Origin of the sequence: Pseudoalteromonas sp. SWN166, from assembly GCF_015864485.1 — a bacterium.
Lineage (GTDB): Bacteria > Pseudomonadota > Gammaproteobacteria > Enterobacterales > Alteromonadaceae > Pseudoalteromonas.
The window spans coordinates 155564-163121 of record NZ_JADYXB010000007.1 but is presented as its reverse complement, the minus strand read 5'-3'; the positions used below and the strand labels follow the sequence as shown (position 1 = coordinate 163121).

Sequence of the window (7558 nt, the reverse complement as noted above, 5' to 3'; positions counted from 1 at the left end):
TCAAGTAACCAATGACTAAGCATAAAAATACCCTCATAATCAAAAGATGATAAGGGTATTGTGAAGCAACCAAAAGATCGGTCAACCGATCAAAAATACCTTAACTGATCGGTGTTAACCCTTGGGTGGTTTTTTATATACTTACTAAGCCCTACTCAATTCTAAACTTAGCTGTTGCATCTAATAGGTTATCTGATAAATAGTGTAGATTTTTAGCTACATCACGTACAGCTAGTAAAGAGTCCATAGTATCTTCGAACGATACATGCATATTTGAAACATTATCTACTACCATAGCAGCTACGGATGTTTGCTCCTCAGTCGCTGCTGCTATCTGCGAATTCATGCCATTAATTTCTAACATTTGCTCTGCAATTTTCTCTATTGAAATACCTGTTTTCTCTGCGGCAGTAGCGTTATCTGTTGCCATATCTCGTGCTGAAGTCATCGCGGCTACAGACTCATTTGCGGCAGTAGTTAATGATCCCAATAGTTCACGTATTTCATTAGTGGAATGTGCTGTACGAGAAGCGAGTTCACGTACCTCATCAGCAACTACGGCAAAACCTCTTCCGTGCTCACCTGCACGTGCAGCTTCAATAGCAGCATTAAGAGCCAGTAAATTTGTTTGATCTGCAATAGACGTAATTACATTCAAAATCTGTGATACATTTTTTGTATCGTCTGCAAGTTTATTGATAGTGCTTGCTGCTCGATTAATTTCATCACTGAGCGTCCGAGAAGCAGTAACTGACATTTGTACTTGTGCACGACTTTGCTCTACTTCTTTTTCGGCCGTTTCAGCAGCATGAGAAGCATTAGCTGCAGATTCTGAAATATCGCCAACGCTTTGTTTCATTTCTTCCATAGATTGTTTAACAATTTCAGCATCAGTGGTTTGCTTTGTTGTAGCACGTTCTGCTTGTTCCATACCTTGAACTAGTCGTGTTGAGTTTTCCATTAAAGGTTCACACACCGCAATAACTTCAAGTACAGTTTCTCTCAGTAAAGAGATGAACGCGTTAAAGTTAATAGAAACTTGGCCTATTTCATCTTCTGAATTAACAGACAATTGTGTACTTAAAGAGCCATTACCACTTGCTAATAAACTCAAATTATTAGCTGCATCACTAGCAGATGAACCTATATTTTTAGCAATCCAAATAGCCATAAATAAAAGTAAAATTAATGAAACAATGGAAACCGCTAACATTAAAGTTAATGCTTCATCAGAACGTGTTTTAGTATTGGCAACAAGTTCAAAAAAACGATTATCGGCTTTTTGTTGGGCTCCTTTAAAGCTTTCTAAAACAGAGTTATACAAATTTGTTTTAAGCTGTGCCTGTTGTTGAATTTTACTATAATCAGCAGTACCGTTAATCATACCCGTAGCAATATTTGAAGATATTTTTTCGTAATCCGACAACTCATTTATAATATCGTTGCTAATGTAGGAGCTGTTCAGTTGCGTTATTAAAGTAATATTAGATTCGATCGTTTTATAGACCTCATCCGCTTTAATAATAAGGTCTTGCTCACCAAACGTAACAGCTTGAGTATAAAGCTCGTCAAGCTTTTCTAAGAGCCCTACGTTCTCCGACGTTATTTTTACTACTTTATACGATGAACTACTCATTTCATCGAGAGAAACCTTGTTATCATTCATAGCCAGATAGTTTATCAATACGATCACTATAAAGGCCACTACCGCAATGCATGTTATTGCATGTATTTTTTTTGTTATGCTTAGGTTTTGAAAAGAGAAGCCTGAAGCCATACTGTGCTACCTTATTTTATTGTCTATATTTGTTATCGGCTTGATATCTATAAGTGTGAGCTAAATTTGTAATATTTCTAGTTTTTTCTAATAAATAGAAGAATTATTTCACAACAAGCAAATGATGTTCAAAAAACACTCGAAATGTATTTCAAGCACAAAAAAACCAGTAACATCTCTGTTACTGGTTTTCACAATTTGGTGCGGATGGGGGGACTTGAACCCCCATGCCCTAAAGCACCACCCCCTCAAGGTGGCGTGTCTACCAATTCCACCACATCCGCATTTTTAAGCTTTCGCTTAAATGTTAAACATGTGATTTATTTGAGGAAGATAAATCGTTTAACGATAGCTTTACGCTAAATTAGTTCGGCACGTCAGAGCTTTGCCCTTTCGTAGATGTTACTGGAACATCTTCTTCAACAGGAACTACCGTTTCTACTGCTGGAGCTTGCTCTAGGTTTTCCCATTCGTCAGTCTTTTTAATTTGACCAGCCGTTAAGTTACCTAACACAATGCTTAAAACAAAAAATACCGTAGCTAAGCTTGTGGTTGTTTTTGTCATAAAGTTACCTGCACCTGACGAACCAAAAACTGTGCCTGATGCACCAGCGCCAAATGAAGAACCCATATCTGCGCCTTTACCCTGTTGAATTAAAACCATTCCAACTAGAGCCAAAGCTACAACTAAATAAACTACTAATAAAATTTCGTACATCTTATACAGTCCCTTTTGCACTGTTACAGATTGCAGTAAAAGATTCTGCTTTTAGACTTGCGCCGCCAATTAAGCCGCCATCTATATCTGTTTGTGCAAATAATAATTCGCTATTTTTTTCATTAACGCTACCACCGTATAAGATGGTAAGCCCTTGTGCTAAATTGCTATCAAGTGAAGCAACTTTGTCACGGATAAATTTATGAACAGTTTGTGCCTGCTCTGGCGATGCAGTCTTACCTGTGCCTATGGCCCAAACGGGCTCGTATGCTATCACAGAATCTTTCAGTGCTGCTACACCTAATTTCTCTATTACTGCATCAATCTGTGCAGCAACTACTTGTTCGGTTTGACCGTTTTCTTGCTCACTTTCACTCTCGCCTACACATAAAATTGGCGTTAAACCTACTTGCTGTGCTCTAGCAAACTTTTCAGCGACTGTTGCATTACTTTCGTTATAAATACTGCGGCGTTCAGAATGACCAACGAGTACGTAAGTTGCACCTAAATCTTTTATAAGCTGCGCATCAACTTCACCAGTAAATGCGCCAGGTGTATTTTCAGAAACAGTTTGAGCTCCTGCAGAAACACCGCTAGCTACCATTGCTGGTACAAGTGGGAATGGAGGAAATAAAACAATGTCCATCTCTTGTGATTTTACATCGTTAATAGCGTCAGACATTTGTTTAACTAACTCTAAAGAGCCATTCATTTTCCAGTTGCCTGCGACCATCGCCTTGCGTATTGCCATTATCCACTCCACATTAGAAAGCGGGCGAGATATTAACTTTTCTCGCCCAAAGTTACAAGAGGTTATTGTTATTAATCAGTTTGTTTGCTCATAGATTCTACAACAGCTGCAATTTTTTGAGCGCTGTCTATTACAATCTTTTCTTGCTCGGCTTCAACCATAACACGAACCACAGGTTCAGTGCCTGACTTACGCAGTAAAACACGCCCTTTATCGCCTAAAGCAAGCTCAACTTCTGCAACAGCTGAAAGCACTTCAGGTGCTTTTGTCGGGTCAGTTCCAGCAGTATAACGCACGTTTATCATTTTCATTGGATACTTGGTAAAACCAGCGCCTAAGTCTTGCAATGTGCGATTTTGTGCAACCATAGCAGCCAGTACTTGCAAGCTTGATATAATGCCATCACCCGTGCTAATTAAATCTAGATTCAGTACATGGCCTGAGCTTTCGCCGCCAATTTTCCAGCCTTTTTGCTGTAGCAACTCCATAACATAGCGATCGCCCACTTTACTGCGAGCAAACTCGATACCTTTTGCTTTTAAAGCATTTTCAAGGCCCATGTTAGACATAACAGTGCCAACTACACCACCACCCAAATTATCATCTTGGGCTGCTTGGCAAGCAATAATATAAACCAGATCATCACCATCAAAAACACGGCCATTATGATCAACCATCATCACGCGGTCACCATCACCATCGTATGCAATACCTACGTCGGCTTTGAGTTCAAGCACTTTACGTTTAAGAGTATCTACGTGAGTAGCGCCACATTCATGGTTGATATTAACGCCATTAGGCTCGCATGCATGTGTTATTACTTCTGCGCCAAGCTCACGCATAACAGAAGGTGCAATATGATAAGTAGCCCCATTTGCGCAATCGACAACAATTTTAAGACCTTCTAAAGATAGGCCCTGTGGGAACTGGCTTTTACAAAACTCTATATACCGGCCATCTGCACTGACTAAACGCGATGCTTTACCTAATTTATCTGAGGCAACACATGTCATTTGCTCATCAAGCATCGCTTCAATTTCAAGCTCTACTGCATCATCGAGCTTTAAGCCTTGACCATTGAAAAACTTAATACCGTTATCGTAATACGGATTATGTGAGGCACTAATTACAATACCTGCCTCAGCACGAAATGTTTGCGCTAAATAAGCAACGGCCGGTGTAGGCATAGGACCCAATAACACAACATCAATACCAGCGGCAATTAAACCAGCCTCAAGTGCGGTTTCAAGCATATATCCCGAAATACGTGTATCTTTACCAATAATTACTTTTTTAGTGCCACTTTGTGATAATACTCGCCCTGCTGCCCAACCTAACTTCATTGCAAACTCAGGGTTAATAGGCGCTGCGCCTACAAGTCCACGCACGCCATCGGTGCCAAAATATTTTCTTTCTTTCATTATGCAATTCCTTGTTCGCAGGCTTGATATACACCAAGTACATCTGCGGTTTCTTTTACGTCATGTACACGAATAATTTTTGCGCCATTTTGCGCTGCGATTAACGCACCCGCTAAGCTGCCCGCTAACCGTTCATCTGTATCTCTGTTTAATAAATTACCTATCATCGATTTACGAGATAATCCGGCCAATAATGGCAAACCTAATTTATTAAAATCATCAAACTTAGCCAATATTTGATAATTATGGCTAAGCGTTTTTCCAAATCCAAAACCGGGGTCTAGAATAAGTCGATCAAACTTAATCCCCGCTGTTTCACACGCTTTAATGCGTTCACTAAAAAACATATTTATATCTGCAAACAAATTATCGTAATGAGGTGCCGATTGCATGCTGCGGGGCTGCCCTTGCATATGCATTAAACAAATTGCTACATCTTCATATTGCGCAACCGTTTCTAAAGCATCTAGTTCTTGCAAAGCTCTAACATCATTTACTATATCAGCTCCTGCGAGTATTGCTTGTTCCATTACCGGTGCTTTACTGGTATCAATTGATATAACGCAGTCACTGTGCTGACGTATCGCTTTAATTGCAGGGATCACGCGAGCAAGTTCATCTTCTAAACTAACATCTGGCGCGCCTGGACGGGTTGACTCCCCCCCTATATCTAAAATTGTCGCACCGTCATCTAATAATTGCACTGCGCGCTTTAACGCTATTTGGGGATCTAAAAACTGCCCACCATCAGAAAATGAATCCGGCGTTACATTTAATATTCCCATAATAACGGGCTTTTCAAGATTAAGTGTACGCCCTCTCGGAAGCTTTAATGTGTTAGTCATTGCCAACCTTTATAATTATTTCTAAATAGTTGATACAAAAAAGCCCCGAAGTTCGGGGCTTTCATTAACTATTTTAACGATTATTCAGCTTTGTCATCAAGGTTTGTTTCATCTTTTTTCGATGAATCATCAGTATTTTGACTTTCATCAACTACCGGCTCTTGAGGTTCTTCCGCTTTTACCGGTTTTGCTTCATGACGGTCATGTGCATCACGCGGCTCACGCACTGGTTGGCGTGCCATTAAATCATCAATTTGCTTAGCATCAATAGTTTCGTATTTCATTAGCGCATCTTTCATTGAGTGAAGAATATCAATATTTTCTTTTAATATTTCTTCTGCTCGTTGATAGTTACGGTCTGAAAATAAACGTACTTCTGCATCGATTATTTTAGCTGTGTCGTCTGACATGCTAGATGAACGACTACCGCCGCCACCCATGTACATTTCGTTCTGATCTTCAGCGTAAAGTAACGGACCTAATTTTTCACTTAAACCCCAATGCGTAACCATTTTACGCGCTATGTCTGTAGCTCGTTCAATATCGTTACTTGCACCCGTTGTTACTTTATCAGCACCGTAAATAAGTGCTTCAGCAATACGACCACCATAAAGGCTAGAAATCATTGATTCTAAAAGCTCTTTTGAATGGCTAACACGGTCTTGTTCTGGTAAGTACATTGTTACACCTAGCGCACGGCCACGTGGAATAATAGATACTTTATAAACTGGATCATGTTCTGGCACCATACGACCAACAATTGCATGGCCTGCTTCATGGTACGCAGTCATTGCCTTTTCTTGCTCGCTCATCACCATGGTCTTGCGCTCTGCACCCATCATGATCTTATCTTTAGCAGCGTCAAATTCAGCCATACTGACAACACGTTTATTACCGCGTGCAGCATAAAGTGCAGCTTCGTTTACTAAGTTTGCTAAATCAGCACCCGAGAAACCTGGAGTACCACGTGCTATAAGAGCCGCTTCTACGTTATCGCCTAATGGCACTTTACGCATGTGTACTTTAAGTATTTGCTCACGACCACGAATATCAGGTAAACCCACTTCAACTTGACGGTCAAAACGACCCGGACGAAGTAACGCAGGGTCTAATACATCAGGACGGTTAGTTGCTGCAATAACGATTATACCTTCGTTACCACCAAAACCATCCATCTCTACTAGCATTTGGTTAAGTGTTTGCTCACGCTCGTCGTTACCGCCGCCCATACCAGCACCACGTTTACGACCAACAGCGTCAATCTCATCTATAAAGATAATACAAGGCGCCGCTTTTTTAGCTTGTTCAAACATGTCACGTACACGTGACGCACCAACACCCACAAACATTTCAACAAAATCTGAACCAGAAATTGTAAAAAATGGTACTTTTGCTTCACCAGCAACAGCCTTTGCAAGCAACGTTTTACCGGTACCTGGAGGACCAACCATCAATACGCCTTTAGGAATACTTCCGCCAAGCTTTTGAAATTTCGATGGGTCACGTAAAAAGTCGACCAATTCGGTAACGTCTTCTTTCGCTTCATCACAGCCTGCAACATCAGCAAACGTTGTTTTAATTTGGTCTTCGCTCATTAAGCGAGCTTTACTCTTACCAAATGACATAGCGCCTTTACCGCCGCCGCCTTGCATTTGACGCATGAAGAATATCCATACACCTATAAGCAGTATCATCGGGAACCAAGAAATAAATATACTTGCCAAGAATGATTGTTCTTCAGGTTGTACACCCTTCACATTTACATCATTTTTAAGTAAATCATTAATTAAGTCTTCATCGTACATTGGCATCGTTGTTTGAAAACGCTCACCACTGCTCTTAGTACCAGTAATATTTCCTGTACCACGGTCGATAATAACTTCTTGCAAAGAGCCACTGCGGACATCTTTCACAAATTGAGTGTAACTTGTTTGACGATCAACTTGCTCGCCGCCATTAAAGCTCTGAAAGACTGACATCAGCACAACTGCAATCACCAGCCATAGTATTAAATTTTTCGCCATATCGCTCAAGGGGTTAACCTCT

At 40.4% G+C, this 7558-nt stretch carries 6 protein-coding genes and 1 tRNA gene; all 7 read right to left on the bottom strand.

Translation table 11 applies throughout. From position 1 onward, the window contains the following. Nucleotides 1-151: 151 nt before the first annotated feature. Nucleotides 152-1777 carry a methyl-accepting chemotaxis protein gene (locus I6F49_RS06555; protein WP_197179314.1) on the bottom strand — a complete coding sequence of 542 codons (1626 nt, stop codon included), beginning with the start codon at nucleotides 1775-1777 and terminating at the stop codon, nucleotides 152-154. Between the two features lie 199 nt (nucleotides 1778-1976). Beyond that, nucleotides 1977-2061 (bottom strand) — tRNA-Leu (locus tag I6F49_RS06550). Between the two features lie 80 nt (nucleotides 2062-2141). Beyond that, nucleotides 2142-2495 carry a preprotein translocase subunit SecG gene (gene secG / locus I6F49_RS06545; protein WP_149591809.1) on the bottom strand — a complete coding sequence of 118 codons (354 nt, stop codon included), beginning with the start codon at nucleotides 2493-2495 and terminating at the stop codon, nucleotides 2142-2144. Nucleotide 2496: 1 nt separating this feature from the next. Continuing rightward, the gene (gene tpiA, locus I6F49_RS06540) at nucleotides 2497-3246 is read right to left on the bottom strand and encodes a triose-phosphate isomerase (RefSeq protein WP_197179313.1); all 750 of its coding nucleotides are present in this window, start codon (nucleotides 3244-3246) and stop codon (nucleotides 2497-2499) included. 71 nt (nucleotides 3247-3317) lie between these two features. Then, nucleotides 3318-4667: a phosphoglucosamine mutase gene (glmM, locus tag I6F49_RS06535; RefSeq protein ID WP_007586638.1), complete on the bottom strand. Its 1350-nt coding sequence runs from the start codon at nucleotides 4665-4667 to the stop codon at nucleotides 3318-3320. Next, nucleotides 4667-5512, bottom strand: coding sequence for a dihydropteroate synthase (folP, locus tag I6F49_RS06530; protein WP_197179311.1), 846 nt, complete (start codon nucleotides 5510-5512; stop codon nucleotides 4667-4669). Before folP ends, glmM begins: the two co-directional genes overlap by 1 nt. Before the next feature lie 80 nt (nucleotides 5513-5592). After that, complete coding sequence (gene ftsH / locus I6F49_RS06525) at nucleotides 5593-7536, bottom strand: ATP-dependent zinc metalloprotease FtsH (protein ID WP_033012255.1); 1944 nt, start codon at nucleotides 7534-7536, stop codon at nucleotides 5593-5595. Nucleotides 7537-7558 lie beyond the last annotated feature (22 nt).

Bases quoted from the DNA above. Each gene is read 5' to 3' on its own strand.
- I6F49_RS06555 (WP_197179314.1), bottom strand. From the start codon at position 1,777: ATGGCTTCAGGCTTCTCTTTTCAAAACCTAAGCATAACAAAAAAAATA.
- secG (WP_149591809.1), bottom strand. From the start codon at position 2,495: ATGTACGAAATTTTATTAGTAGTTTATTTAGTTGTAGCTTTGGCTCTA.
- tpiA (WP_197179313.1), bottom strand. From the start codon at position 3,246: ATGGCAATACGCAAGGCGATGGTCGCAGGCAACTGGAAAATGAATGGC.
- glmM (WP_007586638.1), bottom strand. From the start codon at position 4,667: ATGAAAGAAAGAAAATATTTTGGCACCGATGGCGTGCGTGGACTTGTA.
- folP (WP_197179311.1), bottom strand. From the start codon at position 5,512: ATGACTAACACATTAAAGCTTCCGAGAGGGCGTACACTTAATCTTGAA.
- ftsH (WP_033012255.1), bottom strand. From the start codon at position 7,536: ATGGCGAAAAATTTAATACTATGGCTGGTGATTGCAGTTGTGCTGATG.